Origin of the sequence: Streptomyces sp. SCSIO 30461 (assembly GCF_037023745.1) — a bacterium.
Classification (GTDB): Bacteria; Actinomycetota; Actinomycetes; order Streptomycetales; family Streptomycetaceae; genus Streptomyces.
On record NZ_CP146101.1, the window covers coordinates 1,195,676 to 1,214,323 of the forward strand.

19 protein-coding genes are annotated in these 18,648 nt (G+C 68.5%); 14 read left to right on the plus strand and 5 right to left on the minus strand.

What is annotated here, in order from left to right; all coding sequences use genetic code 11:
* Positions 1–219 precede the first annotated feature (219 nt).
* Genes V1460_RS05470 through V1460_RS05480 form a run of 3 tightly spaced genes read left to right on the plus strand, consistent with a single transcriptional unit; the run spans position 220 to position 3,910 of the window.
* The gene (locus V1460_RS05470) at positions 220–2,490 is read left to right on the plus strand and encodes a xanthine dehydrogenase family protein molybdopterin-binding subunit (protein ID WP_338672476.1); all 2,271 of its coding nucleotides are present in this window, start codon (positions 220–222) and stop codon (positions 2,488–2,490) included.
* Positions 2,487–3,416, plus strand: coding sequence for an FAD binding domain-containing protein (locus V1460_RS05475; protein ID WP_338672477.1), 930 nt, complete (start codon positions 2,487–2,489; stop codon positions 3,414–3,416). Before V1460_RS05470 ends, V1460_RS05475 begins: the two co-directional genes overlap by 4 nt.
* Positions 3,413–3,910, plus strand: coding sequence for a (2Fe-2S)-binding protein (locus tag V1460_RS05480; RefSeq protein ID WP_338672478.1), 498 nt, complete (start codon positions 3,413–3,415; stop codon positions 3,908–3,910). Before V1460_RS05475 ends, V1460_RS05480 begins: the two co-directional genes overlap by 4 nt.
* Before the next feature lie 146 nt (positions 3,911–4,056).
* Here V1460_RS05480 and V1460_RS05490 read toward each other — a convergent pair whose 3' ends face one another.
* Positions 4,057–5,988 (minus strand): MFS transporter, encoded by a 1,932-nt coding sequence (locus V1460_RS05490; protein ID WP_407077403.1) that lies wholly within the window; start codon positions 5,986–5,988, stop codon positions 4,057–4,059.
* A 129-nt stretch (positions 5,989–6,117) separates the two neighbouring features.
* Between V1460_RS05490 and V1460_RS05495 the strand changes: the two genes are divergently transcribed.
* The 4 genes from V1460_RS05495 (at position 6,118) to V1460_RS05505 (ending at position 8,355) form a co-directional block, all read left to right on the plus strand.
* Positions 6,118–6,243, plus strand: a complete 126-nt coding sequence (locus tag V1460_RS05495; RefSeq protein WP_338672480.1) for a hypothetical protein — start codon at positions 6,118–6,120, stop codon at positions 6,241–6,243.
* 67 nt (positions 6,244–6,310) lie between these two features.
* The gene (locus tag V1460_RS05500) at positions 6,311–6,709 is read left to right on the plus strand and encodes an alpha/beta hydrolase (RefSeq protein ID WP_338672481.1); all 399 of its coding nucleotides are present in this window, start codon (positions 6,311–6,313) and stop codon (positions 6,707–6,709) included.
* A gap of 312 nt (positions 6,710–7,021) precedes the next feature.
* A complete protein-coding gene (locus V1460_RS36230) occupies positions 7,022–7,261 on the plus strand; it encodes a transposase family protein (RefSeq protein ID WP_407077404.1) in 240 nt (79 codons plus the stop codon).
* Positions 7,262–7,410: 149 nt separating this feature from the next.
* Positions 7,411–8,355, plus strand: a complete 945-nt coding sequence (locus tag V1460_RS05505) for an MIP/aquaporin family protein (RefSeq protein WP_338672482.1) — start codon at positions 7,411–7,413, stop codon at positions 8,353–8,355.
* 75 nt (positions 8,356–8,430) lie between these two features.
* Here V1460_RS05505 and V1460_RS05510 read toward each other — a convergent pair whose 3' ends face one another.
* Positions 8,431–8,616 carry a DUF6381 family protein gene (locus V1460_RS05510; RefSeq protein WP_338672483.1) on the minus strand — a complete coding sequence of 62 codons (186 nt, stop codon included), beginning with the start codon at positions 8,614–8,616 and terminating at the stop codon, positions 8,431–8,433.
* Between the two features lie 536 nt (positions 8,617–9,152).
* Positions 9,153–9,482 carry a universal stress protein gene (locus tag V1460_RS05515; protein ID WP_338677910.1) on the minus strand — a complete coding sequence of 110 codons (330 nt, stop codon included), beginning with the start codon at positions 9,480–9,482 and terminating at the stop codon, positions 9,153–9,155.
* Between the two features lie 219 nt (positions 9,483–9,701).
* Between V1460_RS05515 and V1460_RS05520 the strand changes: the two genes are divergently transcribed.
* The 6 genes from V1460_RS05520 to V1460_RS05545 all read left to right on the plus strand — a co-directional run bounded on the left by V1460_RS05520 (position 9,702) and on the right by V1460_RS05545 (position 15,276).
* Positions 9,702–9,845, plus strand: a complete 144-nt coding sequence (locus tag V1460_RS05520; RefSeq protein ID WP_338672484.1) for a hypothetical protein — start codon at positions 9,702–9,704, stop codon at positions 9,843–9,845.
* A complete protein-coding gene (locus V1460_RS05525; RefSeq protein WP_338672485.1) occupies positions 9,842–10,396 on the plus strand; it encodes a PRC-barrel domain-containing protein in 555 nt (184 codons plus the stop codon). The genes V1460_RS05520 and V1460_RS05525 overlap by 4 nt, the downstream gene beginning before the upstream one ends.
* On the plus strand, positions 10,393–10,833 hold the full coding sequence (locus V1460_RS05530; RefSeq protein WP_338672486.1) for a PRC-barrel domain-containing protein: 441 nt from the start codon (positions 10,393–10,395) through the stop codon (positions 10,831–10,833). Before V1460_RS05525 ends, V1460_RS05530 begins: the two co-directional genes overlap by 4 nt.
* Positions 10,834–11,007: 174 nt before the next feature.
* Entirely contained in the window at positions 11,008–11,400 is a 393-nt protein-coding gene (locus V1460_RS05535) for a hypothetical protein (protein WP_338672487.1), read from the plus strand.
* Positions 11,401–11,487: 87 nt separating this feature from the next.
* Positions 11,488–12,813 (plus strand): hemolysin family protein, encoded by a 1,326-nt coding sequence (locus tag V1460_RS05540; RefSeq protein ID WP_338672488.1) that lies wholly within the window; start codon positions 11,488–11,490, stop codon positions 12,811–12,813.
* A gap of 420 nt (positions 12,814–13,233) precedes the next feature.
* On the plus strand, positions 13,234–15,276 hold the full coding sequence (locus V1460_RS05545; RefSeq protein ID WP_338672489.1) for a thioredoxin domain-containing protein: 2,043 nt from the start codon (positions 13,234–13,236) through the stop codon (positions 15,274–15,276).
* Between the two features lie 82 nt (positions 15,277–15,358).
* Here V1460_RS05545 and V1460_RS05550 read toward each other — a convergent pair whose 3' ends face one another.
* On the minus strand, positions 15,359–16,051 hold the full coding sequence (locus V1460_RS05550) for a hemolysin III family protein (RefSeq protein ID WP_338672490.1): 693 nt from the start codon (positions 16,049–16,051) through the stop codon (positions 15,359–15,361).
* A gap of 230 nt (positions 16,052–16,281) precedes the next feature.
* On the opposite strand from V1460_RS05550, the gene V1460_RS05555 reads away from it, so the two are divergent.
* Positions 16,282–18,105 (plus strand): phosphoenolpyruvate carboxykinase (GTP), encoded by a 1,824-nt coding sequence (locus V1460_RS05555; protein ID WP_338672491.1) that lies wholly within the window; start codon positions 16,282–16,284, stop codon positions 18,103–18,105.
* Between the two features lie 133 nt (positions 18,106–18,238).
* Here the strand turns inward: V1460_RS05555 and V1460_RS05560 are convergent, their stop codons facing one another.
* Positions 18,239–18,634, minus strand: a complete 396-nt coding sequence (locus V1460_RS05560) for a hypothetical protein (protein WP_338672492.1) — start codon at positions 18,632–18,634, stop codon at positions 18,239–18,241.
* Between the last annotated feature and the right edge of the window lie 14 nt (positions 18,635–18,648).

Genomic DNA, 18,648 nt, shown 5'->3' on the forward strand with positions numbered 1-18,648 from the left:
AGATCCCGCATTCAGTTCCCCGCCGCATGTGACCGGTCAGCCGATGACCGTGGACTTCCATCGCCGAAGCGATGGAGGTCGAGTAGCGTTGAAGGAGCTGACTTTCATCAGTGTGGTGGTCGGCATGAGTCGCGTGGTGTGGGCCGGGAATCTCGCAGTGCTCGCGGCCAGCGACTTTCACCTGGCCGGTTCTTGCACAGATGACGGACGAGGTTCGCCGTGACGCAATGGACAAGGCGCGAGGACGAGCGGCTGCTCACCGGAAAGGGCCGCTACGTCGCTGACATCGATGTGCCGGGGTGCCTTGAAGCGGCTTTCATGAGGAGCACGGTGGCCCATGGCCTGCTGCGGGCAGTGGACTGCACCGTGGCGCGTGAGGTGCCGGGCGTGCTGGGGGCCTGGTCCGCCGCAGATCTGCCGTACCTCCCCCCGGTCGCCATGTTCGACCGGCTGTCGACGGACGATGCCGTCGCGGGGCGGGAGTGGCCCGCGCTGGTGAAGGACCGGGTGCGCTACCCGGGCGAGGCGCTGGCGGTCGTCCTCGGAGAGGATCGGTACCGCGCTGAAGACGGGGTCGCGGAGGTCAACGCCACGATCGATCCTCTGCCCGCCGTCGTGACACCGTCGGCAGCGCTGGACGACTCTGTTCGCTTGTTCGACGGACTGAGCAACATCGCCCTGCGGGGCGAGGCGGGTAAGCCCGTCGACCCGTCCGTCTGGCAGGACGCCGCCGTGGTGGTGGAGGCCGCGTACCGGCAGCAACTGCTGCTGCCCAGCCCCATGGAATGCCGCACGATCCTTGCCGTACCCGAAGGGGACCGGCTGACGGTGTGGGCAGGGCACCAGACGCCGCACCGGCTCGCTCGTTCGCTGGCCCTGTCGCTGGGCTGGTCCGCCGACCGGATTCGGGTCGTCGTCCCGGACACCGGAGGCGCCTTCGGGTCGAAGAGCGCCATGTTCCCCGAATACGTGGTCGTCGCCTACCTGGCCGTGCGGCTCGGACGGCCCGTCCGCTGGATCGAGGACCGTTCGGAGGCGATGCTCGTCGCCACTCGGGGCAGAGGGCAGGACCAGACGGTGCGGCTCGCAGCTGACGCCGAAGGTCGGCTGCTGGCCTACGAGTTGACGATCGACGCCGATGCCGGTGCCTATCCGCAGCTCGGCGTCACCATGCCGATGATCACAGCGAGCATGGCGACCGGTGCCTACACCACCCCGCAGGTTCATGCGACCCTGCGTTCGGTGCTCACCAACACCATGGTGACCTACCCGTACCGCGGCGCCGGACGCCCCGAGGCGACGACCGCGCTCGAGCGCACGATGGACCTGCTCGGCAGGCGGCTCGGGATCGACCCGGTCGAGCTGCGACGGCGCAACTTCATCCCGTCCGACGCCTTCCCGTACGAGACGCCGACGGGCCGCCGCTACGACAGCGGGAACTACTCCGCGGCTCTTGATCTGGCCCTGGAGACACTCGGCTACGAGAAGTGGCGTGCGGAGCAGAGCCGCCGCCGCGACGACCCGGACTCACTGCCGCTGGGTATCGGAATCTCCTGCTATGTGGAGCGCTCCGGCGGTGAAGTCGGCCTTCTGCACGAGTTCGGCAGCATCGAGGCCCACGAGGACGGCACCTTCACCGCGCGGTGTGGTGCGGCGTCCAGCGGCCAAAGCCACGAGACCCTCTTTCCCGCGTTGGTCGCCGGGGCCCTCGGTGTCCCGGAGACACAAGTCCGTCTCATCGAGGCAGACACCGGCGAACAGTCAGAAGGAGTGGGATCTTTCGCCAGCCGGTCGGCACAGGTCACCGGCGCCATGTTCCAGCACGCGGCGGGCCTCCTCGTCCAAGAGGCCCGCGAACGAGCGGCCGAGTCGTGGGGATCGCCAGTCGACGAGGTCGAGTGGGCGAACGGCAGGGTGCACGAGGCATCCGGTGGTTCGGCGGCCATGAGCCTGGGCGATCTGGTGAAGGCGACCGGGCCGTTGCGAGTCGGGGACCGGTACGAGACCAGCGCCGCGTTCCCCTTCGGCGCGCATGTCGCCGTGGCGGAGGTGGATCCGGATCTGGGCACCGTGAACGTCCTGCGGCTCGTGGCCGTCGAGGACTGCGGAGTGGTCCTCAGCCCCGCGGTGGTGCACGGGCAGGCGTTCGGATCAGCCGTGCAGGGCATCGGCCAGGCTCTCTACGAAGGCGTGACGTTCGACGACGCCGGCGTTCCGTGTCTGGCGAACGGGTTCCTGGATTACCCGCTGCCGACGTTCGCGGAAATACCACCCATCGACGTCAAGGGCACCTGCACACCCAACCCCGGCACACAACTGGGCGCGAAGGGGGCGGGGGAGTCCGGCTGCATCGGCGTTCCGGCCGCCATCGTCAACGCCGTTGCCGACGCCCTGCAGATCACCCGGCCCGGGCGGCTGCAGACACCACTCACGCCGGACAGGGTCTGGCGGGCCGCGCGCGCCCCCGGAGAAGACGGAGGGGTCCGGTGAAGCCCGCACCCTTCGACTACGTGGCGCCCCGCACAGTCGCCGAGGCCGTCGACGCACTCGGCGACACCGGGCGCAAGGCCCAGGTGCTCGCCGGAGGACAGAGCCTGATCCTGGAGATGCATCTGCAACGCGTCCGGCCGGACCTTGTCGTCGACATCAACCGCATCCGGGAACTCGGCGGTCTGAGCGTCGAGGACGGCGAACTGCGCGTCGGCGCGCTGGTCCGCCACGCAGCCTTCGAATCGGCCGAAGCCGCACCGGGCCCGCTGGGCACACTACTGTCCCGGGCCGTGGTCAACATCGCCCATCCGCCCATTCGTTCCCGTGGGACCATGGTCGGCTCCTTCGGCTGGGCCCATCCTGCATCGGAATGGTGCGCTGTCGGCGCCGCCCTGGAGTCCACGGTGGAGATGACCGGTCCGGACGGCACACGATCCATCGCGGCCGGTGACTACTTCCTCGGGCCGCACCGCACCGAGCGCCGGCCCGACGAGCTCATCACCGCCGTACGCCTCCCGCTGCTTCACGAGGACACCGGCGTCGGCTTCCTCGAGCACCGCCGTACCGAGTTCTGCTTCGCCCAGGTCGCCGTCGCGGTGGCCCTCACGGTGAACGCCGGGGCGATCAGTCGTGCCCGGATCGGGCTGGCCAACTCCGCCGACCACCCGGTACGGGCCCGCACCGCCGAGCGGTTGCTGGTCGGCGCCGACATCGGCCCGCTCACGGCGGGGGCCCGACTCCACGATGACCACCTGTTCGCCCACGCCGGTCGCACCGCTGCCCAGGAGGACGCCGCACCAGTCGACGAACCGTACGCGGACGTGGAGTACAAGCGGCAGGCCGTCGCCGTCCTGGTCGCCAGGACACTCCTCGAAGCGGCAGCGGACCAGCGCGCCCGTCTGGCCGTGCGAGAAGGACACCAATGAAGATCACACTCAACGTGAACGGTGCCGAACATACCCTCGACGTGGAGCCACGCCGCCTCCTCGCCGATGTCCTGCGCGATGATCTGGCGCTCACGGGTACGCACCTCGGGTGTGAGCACGGCATCTGCGGGGCCTGCAGCGTGCTCATGGACGGTCGGCCGATTCGCTCGTGTCTGGTGCTCGCTGTCCAGTGCGACGGCAACTCGGTCCGCACCGTGGAGGGCCTTGCGGGGCCCGACGGCGAGCCCCACCCGCTGCAGTGTGCATTTTCGGCCGAGCACGCTCTCCAGTGCGGATTCTGCACGCCGGGCTTCCTCATGACGGCAGCCGGAGCACTCGAAGCCGATCCCGGCCTCGCAGACCACCCGGAGGCCATCGCGGGCGTTGTCGGCTCCGGCATCTGCCGGTGTACCGGCTATGAACCCATCCGGCGCGCCATCGCGCGCGCGGCCCGTGATCAGAAGGGAACCACCGCCTGGCACAGGGGTGTCTGATCGAAGGCTCGTCTCGCATCCGCTGGTGGAGTATCGGGACCTCGCGGTGAGCAGCGCCGTAGGAGCAGAGCTTGTCGGTGACGATCACGTGGGGAACAGCGCGGGTCCTCTTGATCGGTTTCCGGAAGAACCGCCCGGCCGCGGAATCAGGGCGGCTCATCGCCCAGCAGCCGCTCGCTGAGATCGGTCAGGAGCCTCGCCAGGTCGGCGTACTGTTCCGGATCCCAGTCACCGAGCAGTTCGGCGAGGGCCTGGCGGCAGGCGTGCGCGAGTTCGACCGCTGTGTCACGGCCCTTGTCGGTGAGAACGAGCAGGTCGTTCTCCATCACCGCGAGTCGGCGGTCGCAGAGCTGCTCCACGGCGGCTTCGATGGCATCACCTGTCACCACGCCCCCCGCTGCCAGGCTCGACGGTTCGACATGAGCCCGCTGGGACGACCGCAGCAGGAGCCAGCACGCCGTGGGGGCGAGGCCGAGGCCGGATGCCTGCGCGATCCGCTGGTGGAGGCTTCTCTGCGCCTGACGGCTGCCGAGTACCGACAGACTGCGCTCGATCTCCTCCAGTGATGTCCGTTCCACCGGCGCGCTCCCCAGCGTCTGGCTCACGTCGGGAACCGTCACCGCGGGCTTGACCGGTTGTTCCTTGAGCAACCAGGAGCAGATGAAGACGACCGCTCCCAGCAGGACGGCACCCAAGAACGCCTCGGTGATGGACATCGTGTAGCTGTGGAGGAGGGCCGGGTTGTCCCGGATCGTAGCCGGGTCGAAGCCGGAGGGGATGTCCTGCTGGGCGATGCCCGTCTCCGCGATGTGAGTGCCCAGCCGGATGGTGAACACGGCGCCGACGGCTGCCACGCCGATCACCTGGCCCGCACTGCGGAAGTAGGTGACGCCGGCGATGGTGACACCGATCTGCGAGTAGTCGACCGCGTTCTCCGCAGCCAGGACGAGGACGGGCAGCGTCATGCCAATGCCGAGGCCGAGAAGGAGGAAGGCACAGATCAGCCACGGGTCACCGGTGCGGGTGGTGAACTGGTGTATGCCCAGTGAGCCGATGGTGATCAGCGCGGTGCCCATGATCAGGTAGGGCTTGCAGCGGCCGGTGCGGGTGACCAGCTTCCCGCTCACCACGGCCCCGGTCGTGTACCCGACGATTGTCGGGAGCAGATAGAGCCCTGCGCCCAGCGGACCGACGTCACGGATGAACTGCAGGAAGACCGGGAGGTATGTCGTCGCGGCGGACCTGGCGACGCCGATGAGGAAGGCCATCAGCGCCATCAGGCTGAAGACAGGGTTGCTGAACAAGCCAAGAGGCATCACCGGCTCGGCCGCTCGGCGCTCGACGGAGACGAAGAGCGCGACGAGCAGCGCGACGATCACGACCAGCATCATCACCTGCCAGGCTTTCCATCTTCCGGCCGAGGCGTCTGCGCTCAGCGAGATCGCCAGGACCACGAGGGAGGTGAGAGCGGCGAGGGCGAGGCTGCCCGCGTAGTCGATGGTGTGGGCGATGCGACGGGACTTGCCGCTACGCAGCGTCACAAGCAACGCGCCGAGTGCTGCTGCGGATACCAACCCGTTGACGTAGAACAGCCAGCGCCATGAGGTGTACTGGGCGAGTGCTCCTCCCAGCAGAGGGCCGACACCGCTGGCAGCGGCGTACAGCCCGCTGACCATCCCCTGGTAGCGCCCCCGGTCGCGTGGTTCCACGAGATCACCGATGAGCGCCAGTGACAGCACCAGCAAGCCGCCGCTTCCCACTCCCTGCAGCAGCCGGAAGACGATCAGCTCCGACATCCCCCGCGCGGCCCCGCACAGGAACGAGCCCATCAGAAAGACCACGAGGCTGAACTGGAGGACCCGCACCCGGCCGTACATGTCGCCGAGCTTGCCCCAGAACGGGCCTGCGACGGTGACGGCCAGCAGGCTGCCTGTCACCACCCACGGCAGATCCGCCACCGCCCCTAGGTCGTCCACGATCGTGGGCAGGGCCGTCGACACACTTGTCTGGTCGAGTGCCGCGAGAACAGCGACGAGCTGCACCATGACGATCTCGAACCGCACGGAGAGGCGGTGCACACCAGCCCGACGTCCTCCCCCAGGTCCCTCGGCCTCGCTGCTCGGCATGCTAGGACCTCCGAAGAGTGCTGGTGCTGTCGCGTCAGCCTGCAGGCGAGCTGAGCTTGGGGCTGATCACGGCAGGGGCCTGTGATCGCCGTCGTACAGGGCCACCGCTACCTGGTGGAGATCATCGTGCCCTCCGGGCGGCTGTACTTCCGCCTCCCACGCGGTATCGGAGTCGGCGCTCCAGTGCCAGGTGGTCATTTCTCGTGAGGCTGTACGCCGTTGGTGCCATGAGTTGGGGCGGGGGTGCGCTGCGGTCGACGCCCGGCTCGGCGTAGTGCACGACTACGTACCCCGGAGCTTCGTCGCGGCGGCCCTGGTCGAACAACCCGGCAATTCGGCCCGCTACCTGACCGATGCCATCCGCGAATACCCCGACGGCTGGGGACTGGCCTTCCGCCCACAGGACATGGTCACCTCCGTCGGCCAGGTCAACGGCAACCACCGGGAAGACCGGCTCACCACCGACTGTCCCGCCCTCCTCATCCACGGCACCCACAGCGGCACCCTCACCGAAGAGCACGCCAAGGCAATGGCAACCCGCCGCCCGAACACCCAGCTTGCCGAACTTGCAACCGGACACACCGTTCACGAGACCGACCCCGCCGGGTTCGCCCGAACGGTGCGCGCCTTCCTCTGCACGCCGGCACTCGAAGCCGAGCAACTGAGAACTTGAAGTGAGACAAGCGCGCAGAAACGCTGCCGCCAACCGACCACCTCACAGCCTGCGTCGAGGGCAAGATCCATTGAGACGGGACAGTCGGCCCGTGACGTGAGAGGGGCCGCGCGGATTGGGCAAGTTGTGACGCTTGCCTGGGCCCGTGCGGCCTGTTCCCATCCTGCCCTGTCGGGCATCTCTCGCGCACACTGCAGCGAGTTGCTCGACGAACTCGCTCCGCGCTGGGAAGCCGCCCGGGAGTCCGCGCTGTGTGAACGGCGTGGCGGAAAGCGGCGGCGGGCCGCTGGGGCGGGACCCAAGAAGCGCCTGGTGTTCATCGACCGGATCCTGGTCACCCTGGTCCACCTGCGCCCGGGGCTGCCGCACGCAGCCCTGGCCCAGATGTACGGGGTGGACCGCTCCACCGTCTCCGGCGCGATCCGCTGCCATCGAAAGCGGCCTGGCGAAGCGATGCGGCATCCGCGACCCACCGGGCCTTTGGGTCATCACCAAGCATCCGATTCGAACTCGTTGGTGACTTCGTCATGCTGCGCAGCAACGATGGCATAGGCCGGTTCGACGGCGAGATCGATCTCATCACCGAACTTTCAGCGACGCCTCCGTGCGTGGCGACCCAGCCTCTCCTTCGGTTGTTGGCCTAAAGTCCTGGCAGAGGGAGGGGATCACGACTGCCCATTTTCCTCCCCCTGGAAGTGACCATGGCCGTAGAAATCCCACCTCTGATCAAACCCTCTTCGTTCAGGCGGCGAGGAGGACTCGGGGGCGAGTGCCTGGCAGAGTTCCTGGGGACGTTCGTTCTCGTCGCCTTCGGCTGCGGCGTTGTCGCGATGGCCGTGGCCGCACTCCCGGGCTCTGGTCGCACATCGGGACCCACCACGTTCTTCCTGGGCGCCGGCGACTGGTTGCTGATCACGTGGGGCTGGGGGCTGGCAGTGGTCTTCGGCGTGTACGTGGCTGGCGGTGTGAGCGGGGCGCACATCAACCCCGCCGTGACCCTGGCCTTTGCCGTGCGCCGGAAGTTCGCCTGGGTCAAGGTGCTCCCCTACATGGCATCGCAGATCTTCGGTGCCTTTGTAGGGGCTGCCCTCGTCTACGGGGTCTATCACGACGCCATCGAGAGCTTCGACGCCTCCATGCAGGGCCCGAAGACGAACGGTCACACTCTAGCGACCTTCTCGATCTTCAGTACCTTCCCAGCCCCGTACTTCCACGGCGGCATTTGGGGCCCTCTTTTCGACCAGATTGTCGGCACCGCATTCCTGGTGATGTTCGTCGTGGCCGTAGTCGACCTGCGCAACACCGCTGTGAGGGCAAACCTCGGCCCACTCGTCATCGGATTCGCTGTGGCCGCCATCGGTATGTCCTACGGCGCCAATGCCGGCTACGCCATCAACCCAGCGCGTGACCTGGGTCCACGCCTGTTCACCTGGGCAGCAGGTTGGCAGGATCTGGCGATGCCAGGCACGATGCCGGGGGCCTTCAGTAACTATTTCTGGATCCCGATTGTCGGACCACTGATTGGCGGAGTGATCGGGGTACTGGTGTACGACCTGTTCATCGGCGACGTTCTGCACATGCGTGCCCAGCAACACACACCTCAGGAGATCGGACGGACGCGCCCCGAGAAGGGCACAGACGAATAGTGATCGCGCGAGAAGACGGGAAATCGCGCTTGATCTTGCCCGAACTGTCGGGGATCACTGTCAGGTGTAGCGTGATCACGAATTGCCGTTGCGCTTGCCTGTTCGATTTTCCCGCTTCGCTTGATCTTTGAGCTCTCGCGCCTGACCGAGAAGCCTTTCACGCTCTTCCGGATCCGTCTCGCGGTCTGCCATAGATTCAAGCTGTAGGGCCTTGTTGAATTTACGGCCCGCCTTGTCCTCGGAGTCCCCTGCCGCGCCCATGACTGCCTCCTTCGTTGAGGTTCAATGAACCTTGAGTCCATTGTCTCATTGCGCCGTGGTTGAGTCCGTCCCGACAACTGCCGGCAAGGCGATCGGCTTCGTCGCCGCCCCGCCGGAAAGTTATCTTGGAGCCCTCTATCCGATACCGGGAGTATTCGCCCCGCCGGAGATGTGGCGGTAGAGGGTGTTATCGCGTCGGGGTATTACCGTGGTGGCCACTGCGGAGGCGAGCGGGCAATCAGTGCTGCGGCCTCGAAGGATGCCGCACTTTCCCGTTGAGGAAGGCGAGTTCGCCGGAGAGAGGGGCGCTGGTGAAGCCGATGCAGGCCAGCCCGAGCACATCGGCCCAAGCAAGTTCGGAGTTGAGCCGGGAGTGGGTGAAGCGGGTGGCGAGTTAAGGGCTGCCCCGTAATCCGCGATGGATCAGCGCGCGGCCTCAGCTGTATGGGGTCTTCCCCGGCCCGTGGGGCCGAGGGGACGCAACGCAAAGTGCTTCTGGCTGTGCTCCGGTGCGCAGCGTGAGGTCGGCCCCACCGCTAACGAGCGGGGCTCGTTAGCAGCTCTGCAGGGGATGCCGCCCACGAGCATGGGGCATGCACGGCTGGGGGGCGAACGCGCGGAGCCTCATCCCGGCCAGTCGCTTCCGGATTCACGGTGACGTCCACCTGGGATGTCCCCCTGGCGGGCATCAGCGCCGCCGAGCGGACCCGACCGGTCATCGCGTCGGGCGCCAGGTCGGCACCACGGCTAGGGCACGTGGCGGTGTGCAGCACCTCACCACTCACCGAGCCGAGCAGCAACCGCTTCAGCCCGGTGCGGCCATGGGAGCTGACCACCAGCAGGCGCGTGTGCTGCGCGGCATCCACCAGGGCGTGTGCGGGGCGGCGCCGCTCGGCGTGCGCTCGAATGTCCAGGCCCCCGCGGAACGGCTCGGGGTCTGACACGGCCTGTCGCCATCACACGGGCCGACTGCGAACACGGCAACCCGTGCGCCGTCGCGTGTTCGAGGTGTCGCGTGATCGGGCAGAATCGGGAAGGGAGGGTTCCGTGCGGATCTTCGTCCGGACCTCGGAGGTGTGGCTCCCATGGAGTGGTGGGTCTGGCTCGTCTTGGCGCTCGCGGTGCTCGCCCTGCTCGCCTTCTCGGCGCTGACCGTACAAGCCCGCCGGCGCAGAGGAGGCGTGATCGCTGGCGGAAAAGCCCGTCGGAGCAAAGGCGGTCTGTCATGACCGGTTGCCATCGGGCCAGCGAGATCGTCAGGAAGCCTGTCGTTACCCTCGGCGGCGACGACATCGCTCAGATCAAGGACATCGTGCTCGACGATCGCGGGACTGTCCGCTGTTTCACGCTCAGCGGCCGGGGTGTGCTCGCCGGTCCGATCAAACGCGTCCTACCGTGGTCCGAAGTGCACGCGCTGGGGCCGGACGCCGTGATGATCCGCGTCGAGGACGCTCTAGAGGACGCCGACAGTGCCGAGGCCGCTGTGGGTCAGGGCGGGGGCGATGTGCTGGGAGCACGGATGATGACCGAGGACGGCACGGATCTCGGAAGGGTCACGGATGTCGTCATCGAGGCCGGGGAGACAGCGCAAGTCGTCGGCTATGAGGTCGACTCCCGCGCGAAGGAGGGACGGCTGCTGCTGCCCGTGATCGGGACCCTGGCCGCCTCCGCGGAAATGGTCGTGGTACCGCGGGCCACCGCTGAGTTCGCTGCCGGGGATCTCGGCAGCCTGCCAGCCGCCGTCGAGGCTCTCCGCAATCGACTCGCTCAGGAGACATGATGCTCTTCAGTGACGTCCGGAGCCGGAGCGTGATCAGTGTCTCCGGTGCTGAGACGGTCGGCACCATTGCCGCCTGCACCATCGCCGCCTCCCCGTCTCGGGTCGCGGGCTTCCGGCTCAAGACCAGAGGCATGGGCGGCCATGTCCTGCCCTGGGACGACGTTCTCGCGATGGGAAACGACGCGGTCACCATACGCTCGGCTGAGAACCTGCAGGCCGGCAAAGACGTTGATTCCGCGGACCCGGTTCACAAGAGTCGTGAGCCCCTCGGCAAACCCTTGCTGACCGAGAACGGCGAGGTCCTGGGCACAGTCATCGACATCGACTTCGACGAAAGAACCGGCCGCATCAGTCGACTGATCAGCACGGAAGCGGAGATCAGGGGGGACCAGATCCTCGGCACGGGCACCTTCGCGCTGGTCGTCGGCGCCGACTGACGGAGTGCCCACGCGTTCGCCAACGCGTAGGAGGTTCACCCACTGTGATGGCGGGAGAGATGGCGTGACCAAAGCGCGTGGAACCATGACCCGCCTGGACCACGCGGGGCGAGAAGGTGACTGTCGTGAAGCCGACGTTCTCCCTGGGCAGGATCGCTGGGGTTACGAGTCGGTGTGCACGGGAGCGCCGTGGTCATCGTCGTGGTGATCGGGCTGTTCCTCGTGGCCCGGCTGCCCGCCGCCCATCCCGACCGGCCGGATCGGCAGTACGCGATCACCGCGCTGGCCGCCGCGGTGATGTTGCTGCCATCCCCGCTCGCCCACGAGCTGAGCCACGCCGTCGTGGCCCGGCGAGCCCGTCGCCGCGGCGATGGTGCCGATCGAGGACGTGCCCACCCGCGCCCCGACGATCCGCTCACGGATGCCCTGCCCGCGCCCGAGAGCAGCCCCGCACACCGCACGGTGGTCGTGGCGGACGGTGCGGTCGTCGGCGTGGTCACCGGTTCCGATGTCAGTAGGGTGACATCATGGCTTGCCTCCGCCGGATGGCGGAAGCGGGCCGCCTGAGTCCGGCCGCGCGACCGGCCCGTCCGGGGCCGCCGCAGGTGAACGCAGCCATGCTGACCGCTTACAGCAGGAGCGGAGAACGAGGCCGTGGACGGATATTGGTGGGACATCGCGCTCATCGCCGCCCTCATCGTCCTCAACGCTCTCTTCGCGGGAACCGAGATCGCCTTGGTATCCCTGCGTGAGAGCCAGCTGCGCAGGCTGCGCCGGAGAGGCGGTTCCGCGGCGGCCCGACTCATTCGGCTGACGGACGATCCCAACCGCTATCTCGCCACGATCCAGATCGGCATCACCCTGGCGGGCTTCCTCGCCTCGGCCACCGCTGCCGTCTCCCTCGCGGAGCCGCTCGTACCCCTTCTGGGCTTCGCGGGTCAGGCAGCCGCGCCGCTCGCCGTGGCTGTCGTGACCGCCCTGCTCGCCTTCGTCACCCTGGTCGCAGGAGAGCTCGCGCCCAAACGGCTGGCGATGCAGTTTCCACAGCGCTGGTCCCTCATCGCCGCCACGCCCTTGAACACACTGGCGACGTTGTCCCGTCCCATCGTCTGGGCCCTCAGCCGTGCTACGAACCTCGTGGTCAGACTGCTGGGGGGCGACCCGAAAGCAGGCAAACAGCCCCCCACACCGGAGGAGCTCCGCGACATGGTGGTCAGCCACCGGGGACTCACGCCGGAGCAGCGCACCATCATCTCCAGCGCCCTGGAGATCCACGAACGCACCCTCCTCGCGGCACTGGTGCCCCGCCGAGCGGTGTTCACCCTGTCCACGGAGGTGCCGGCGGCCAGGGCCCGTACCGAGCTCGCCCGTGCGGGGCACTCCCGGGCGCCCGTCGTCGCGGCAGCCGGCCTAGAGGAGGTGGTCGGGGTGGTTCACATCAAGGACGTGACCATCAGCGATGATGAGACGCCGGTGGGCGAACTGGCTCGCCCGGCTACGGTATTCACGGAGTTCATGAAGGTCACCCAGGCGCTGCGCCGCTTCCAGGAGGACAGACAGCAGTTCGCCCTCGTCACCGACGAACACGGCTCGGTCGAGGGCATCGTCACCCTCGAAGACCTGCTGGAAGAGATCGTCGGAGAGATCTACGACGAGACCGACCCCGACATCCAGAGCGTGGCCCCGCAGCCGGACGGCTCCTGGCTGGTACCAGGTGCCTTTCCGGTCCACGACCTGCCCGACCTCGGGATCGATCCCTCCGACCTGCCTGAATCCTCCCCGTACGCCACCGTCGCAGGCCTGATCCTGCACGACCTGGGGCGGCTTCCCGACCCGGGTGCGGGCGTCAAGGTCGGCCATTGGCGCCTCGACGTCACCGTGGTCGAGCGCGGGGCCATCGAGGAGGTACGGATCCGGCGGACCGACGACCGCCGCATCCGCCGTGCCGGGGGTGGGTCGCTGGACGGAGGGCAGTCGTAGGCAGGCTCATCCGACACCGCCGTCCCCGCGTCCGGGACCCCTCTGCTCGGTCACGCAACGCGTGACAGCGGCCGGCCGAACATCGTCACGATGACGGCGGCACGGTGGGCGGACCTGACGGCCGCTGTGAAGGCTGGAGAGTACGACGTGATCGCCTGAAAGTAGGTCCCGTGCCGAAGTGCCCCCAGTGTGATGCCGAGTGCCCCACGGATTCGGAGAACGGGTTGCCGTGGTGCGCGCGGTGCGGGGCGTTCTTCGGGCTTTCCCTGCCCGCCTGCCGGGGACTGTGGTGGTGGCGCGGTGCCGCCACTCGTCAGCCGGTCCGGCCGCGCGAGCACTGAGGCAGCACCCCCCCGCCCCGTCTGTGCGCTGCCCCGTGGCGCATGGGTGGGGCATAGGCGGGTGCGCAAGGATGGGGGCATGCCCAACCGACTCGCGCAGGCCACGTCCCCCTATCTCCTCCAGCACGCGGACAATCCGGTCGACTGGTGGCCATGGGAGACGGACGCGTTCGAGGAAGCCCGGCGGCGCGATGTCCCCGTGTTCCTGAGCGTCGGCTACTCCGCATGCCACTGGTGTCACGTGATGGCGCACGAGTCCTTCGAGGACGACGACACCGCCGCGTACATGAACGAGCACTTCGTGTCCGTCAAGGTGGACCGTGAGGAGCGGCCCGATGTGGACGCCGTCTATATGGAGGCCGTGCAGGCCGCCACGGGGCAGGGCGGCTGGCCCATGTCCGTGTTCATGACACCGGACGGGAAGCCCTTCTACTTCGGCACCTACTTCCCGCCCGAGGCCCGCCATGGCATGGCGTCCTTCCGGCAGGTGCTCGAAGGCGTCCACAGCGCGTGGACGAGTCGGCGCGACGAGGTGGGCGAAGTCGCCGCGAAGATCACTAGGGACCTTGCCGAGCGGCAGCTGAGCACCGGGGATGCCGGAACGCCCACCGAGGAGACCCAAACCCTGGCACTCCTCCAACTGACCCGGGACGTCGATCCCGCGAGCGGGTGGTTCACGGGAGATACCAAGTTCCCGCCGTCGATGGTGATCGAGTTCCTGTTGCGCCACCACGCGCGGGCCGGCTCCGTGGCCGCGCTGGAGATGGCGGAAGGGCTGTGCGGCGCGATGGCCCGTTCGAGCCTGTACGACCAGGTGGGAGGTGGGTTTCACCGGTACGTACTCACGCCGAGAGTCGGTGGTCCTTTGGTACCGCACTTCGAGAAGATGCTCTACGACAATGCGCTGCTGTGCCGGGTCTACGCCCACCTGTGGCGGCTGACCGGCAGCGAGTCCGCCCGTCGGGTCGCCCTGGAGACGGCGGACTTCATGGTGCGGGAGCTGCGCACGGCCGAAGGCGGCTTCGCATCGGCCCTCGACGCCGACAGCGCCGTCGACCACAAAAGCGCGCGGCACGTCGAAGGAGCGCACTACGTCTGGACGCCCGAGCAACTGACCGCGGTGCTGGGCGCGGAGGACGCGGCGTTCGCGGCGGGCTACTTCGGGGTGACCCGGGAGGGCACCTTCGAGGAGGGCGCGTCCGTGCTCCAGTTGCCGCAGGACGGGCCTGCCGAGGATGCCGCGCGCATCGCCTCCGTGCGGCAGCGTCTGCTCGCCGCACGTGAGCAACGACCGCGGCCGGGTCGGGACGACAAGATCGTCGCGGCCTGGAACGGGCTGGCGGTCGCCGCGCTCGCCGAGGTGGGCGGCTACTTCGACCGGCCCGACCTGGTCGAGCGGGCCACAGAGGCGGCCGATCTGCTCGTGCGGCTGCACCTGGACACCGGCGGGCGACTGGTCCGGACCTCGAAGGACGGTCGGGCCGGTGCCAACGCGGGTGTGCTGGAGGACTACGCGGATGTCGCCGAGGGCTTCCTCGCGCTGGCGGCCGTCACCGCCGAGGGGGTCTGGCTGGAGTTCGCGGGACTGCTGCTGGACGGGGTGCGTGACCGCTTCACCGGAGCCGAAGGGGAGTTGTACGACACCGCCGATGACGCCGAGCGGCTCATCAGGCGCCCGCAGGACCCCACGGACAACGCCACGCCATCCGGCTGGACCGCCGCGGCCGGTGCCTTGCTGTCGTACGCCGCGCACACCGGGTCCGAGGCCCATCGCACCGCCGCCGAGCAGGCGTTGGGCGTGGTCAAGGCGCTGGGCCCGCGGGTGCCGCGCTTCATCGGCTGGGGGCTCGCCGCCGCCGAGGCGCTGCTGGACGGGCCGCGTGAGGTCGCGGTCGTCGGACCTCCGGGCGACCCCGCGACGCGCGCTCTGCACCGTGCCGCGCTGCTCGGTATCGCACCTGGCGCGGTCGTTGCGGCGGGGGAGCCTGACAGTGGGGAGTTCCCGCTGCTCGCGGACCGGCCGCTGGTGGGCGGGGGGCCCGCTGCCTATGTCTGCCGGCACTTCGTCTGCGCTGCTCCCGTGACGGACGAGGCGGGGCTGGCGCGGGGGCTGACGCCGTAGGGGGCGGGCGCGGTCCGGGAACACGATCAGGTCGGCTCGCCGGGGGTGCTCCGTGGCGCCCGTCCGCCCCTGGCGGCGGGGATCAGGCGTGCTGGTACGCCACCAGGGAGATGCCCACGTAGTGGACGACGAAGGCGGCCAGTGTGAACGAGTGGAAGACCTCGTGGAAGCCGAACCAGCGCGGGGACGGGTTCGGGCGCTTGATCCCGTAGATCACGCCGCCCACGCTGTAGAGGAGACCGCCGATGATCACGAGGACCAGTACCGCGACCCCGCCCTTGCGCATGAAGTCCGGCAGGAAGAAGACCGCCGCCCAGCCCATGGCGATGTAGCAGGGCGTGTACAGCCAGCGAGGGGCGCCCACCCAGAACACCCGGAAGGCGATTCCCGCCACCGCTGCCGCCCAGACCGCCCATAGGAGCACCCGCGCGGTGGAGTCCGGCAGGAGGAGCAGCGTCAGCGGGGTATAGGTACCCGCGATGATCAGGAAGATGTTCGCGTGGTCCAGGCGGCGCAGTACGGCCTCGCCCCTCGGGCCCCAGTCGCCTCGGTGGTAGAGGGCGCTCACACCGAAGAGCAGACAGGCGGTGAGCGTGTAGATACCGCAGGCGATCCGGCCGCGCGTCGAGTCCGCGAGAGCCGTCAGCACGATGCCCGCGATGATCACGGCGGGAAACATCCCGGCGTGCAGCCATCCGCGCAGGCGAGGCTTCAGTGCCTTCGGGTGGTCGATCTCGGTGGTCACGTCGGTCGCGGCTGAGGCGGCTGCTGTCATGACCGGAATGCTACCTACGCCTCCGTAACCTCACGGAGCGGAGTGCCCTCGGTGTGCGGACATTCATATGGACAGAGTGGCCATGCTCACGTGAGAGGTCCTCTGGACATATGCGCACACGGCACGGATGATCAGATGAGTGCGGTCGGCACCGGATGAGCGGCTACGAAGCATCCGGGTCGCAGCCCCCACGGGGCAACCAACTTCAGACCCCTCACTTAGGAGCAATCGTGGCGCGCGACAACGCGGCTCCCGGCACCGTCCCCACCAACCACCAGGAACTCATCGCATGGGTCGATGAGATAGCAGCGATCACGCAGCCGGACAGGGTGGTCTGGTGCGACGGGTCCGAGGCCGAGTACGACCGCCTGAGCGAGGAGCTCGTCGCCAAGGGCACCTTCCGCAAGCTGGACCCGATCAAGCGCCCGAACTCCTACTACGCCGCGTCCGACCCCTCCGACGTCGCCCGTGTCGAGGACCGCACCTTCATCTGCTCCGAGAAGGAGGCGGACGCGGGCCCGACGAACCACTGGAAGGCCCCCGCCGAGATGCGGGACATCTTCACCGGTGAGAAGGGGATCTTCCGCGGCTCGATGAAGGGCCGGACCATGTACGTGGTCCCCTTCTGCATGGGCCCGCTGGGCTCGCCGCTGTCCGCGCTCGGCGTCGAGATCACCGACTCCGCCTATGTCGCGGTCTCCATGCGCACCATGACTCGCATGGGACAGGACGTCCTCGACCAGCTCGGCGAGGACGGCTTCTTCGTCAAGGCGGTGCACACCCTGGGCGCCCCGCTCGCCGACGGCGAGGCGGACGTGCCGTGGCCGTGCAACAGCACCAAGTACATCTCGCACTTCCCGGAGTCCCGCGAGATCTGGTCGTACGGCTCCGGCTACGGCGGCAACGCGCTGCTCGGCAAGAAGTGCTACGCCCTGCGCATCGCCTCGGTGATGGCCCGCGACGAGGGCTGGCTCGCCGAGCACATGCTCGTGCTCAAGCTGACCCCGCCGCAGGGGGAGCCCAAGTACGTCGCCGCCGCCTTCCCGTCCGCCTGCGGCAAGACCAACCTGGCCATGCTGGAGCCCACCATCTCGGGTTGGACCGTGGAGACCATCGGCGACGACATCGCCTGGATGCGCTTCGGCGAGGACGGCCTGCTCTACGCGATCAACCCCGAGGCGGGCTTCTTCGGCGTCGCGCCCGGCACGGGTGAGCACACCAACGCCAACGCCATGAAGACCCTGTGGGGCAACGCGGTCTTCACCAACGTGGCGCTCACCGACGACAACGACATCTGGTGGGAGGGTATGACGGAGGAGACTCCCGCCCACCTCACCGACTGGAAGGGCAACGACTGGACGCCCGCGTCGGACACCCCGGCCGCGCACCCGAACGCCCGCTTCACCGTCCCCGCCTCGCAGTGCCCGATCATCGCGCCCGAGTGGGAGGACCCGAAGGGTGTGCCGATCTCGGCGATCCTCTTCGGTGGCCGCCGCGCCTCCGCCGTCCCGCTGGTGACCGAGTCCTTCGACTGGCAGCATGGTGTGTTCCTGGGTGCCAACGTGGCCTCCGAGAAGACCGCGGCCGCCGAGGGCAAGGTCGGCGAACTGCGCCGCGACCCGTTCGCGATGCTGCCGTTCTGCGGCTACAACATGGGCGACTACATGGCCCACTGGATCAAGGTCGGCCAGTCCGCCGACCAGGCGAAGCTGCCGAAGATCTACTACGTGAACTGGTTCCGCAAGAACGACGCCGGCAAGTTCGTCTGGCCCGGCTTCGGCGAGAACAGCCGTGTGCTGAAGTGGATCGTGGAACGCCTGGAGGGCAAGGCCGACGGCGTCGAGACCCCGATCGGCATCCTTCCGACCAGGGAGTCGCTGGACACCGAGGGCCTCGAAATGCCCGAGTCGGACCTGGACTTCCTGCTCAAGGTCGATGCCGACGTCTGGCGCGAGGAAGCCGCGCTGGTGCCCGAGCACCTCAACACCTTCGGTGACCACACACCGAAGGAACTGTGGGACGAGTACCGCGCACTGGTCACCCGACTGGGCTGAACCCCCACTCGGAGCTGAGGCCTGGGCCCGCACCGTACAACGGCGTACGGGGCGGGCCCAGGCCTTTACCCGTCAGCAGCGGTGAGAGTGGCACCCGGCCCGCGCGTCTCTGCGGCACGCGGACCGGGGCCGTTCAGGGGGCGCCGACGAGTTGCGCGTCGCGCAGGGCGGCGGTGTGGGCGTCCATCCGCTCGGCCGACAGGATCGCGACGACCGTGTCGGCGCGCGAGGCGGCGACGACGAGAGCGCGACCGGCGAGCGCGAGGGCGCGCTCGTGCAGGACCGGGGGCTTGGCGCCGGTCGGTCCGGCATGCCTCACCGGCGGGGCGCCGCGCAGCCGGGCGACCTCGGCGGCGATGCGGTCGGCCTCGGTCGTCAGACCGAGCTCGTCGGTGACGGTGAGAAGCGCGGCGAGGTGGCCGGCGAGCTGGATGTCCAGCTCGTCCTCGCGGCTGCGGTGCGGGAAGTCGCAGGTGTCGGAGGCGTCCGCCATCGAGTGAACGGACTTGGAGCGGATCGGTTCGTACATGGCGGATGGCCTCC